The sequence below is a fragment of the Psychrobacter sp. DAB_AL32B genome (assembly GCF_002224105.1).
In the GTDB taxonomy this organism is placed as follows: domain Bacteria; phylum Pseudomonadota; class Gammaproteobacteria; order Pseudomonadales; family Moraxellaceae; genus Psychrobacter.
Genome location: NZ_NEXU01000203.1, coordinates 1 through 250, shown reverse-complemented (window position 1 = coordinate 250; position 250 = coordinate 1). Strand labels below are relative to the sequence as shown.

At 37.6% G+C, this 250-nt stretch carries 1 protein-coding gene; it reads left to right on the top strand.

Annotation, left to right across the window (positions count from 1 at the left end; all coding sequences use genetic code 11):
- On the top strand, window positions 1-205 hold a 205-nt coding region (locus tag CAN34_RS13955; RefSeq protein WP_121509241.1), incomplete at its 5' end, for a surface lipoprotein assembly modifier.
- Between the last annotated feature and the right edge of the window lie 45 nt (window positions 206-250).

The window sequence follows — 250 nt, the reverse complement described above, 5'->3', positions numbered from 1 at the left end:
TTATGTTTCTGTAGGTGGCGAACCTGGCTCAACAAGAGAAGACAAAACAGCTTCATTAGGTTTACAAGTATGGAAACGCGACTTTACTTTATTGGGACTCACACCGCGACTGGTATTCGACTACGAAACCACATCAAGTAACTTTGCTTATTATGATGATCGAGATGAAAAAGCAGCAACGATATTATTAACCAAAACCTTTTAGTAATGCAGATTTGATAGGTTATTCTCATAAAAAACCTCGCCATTA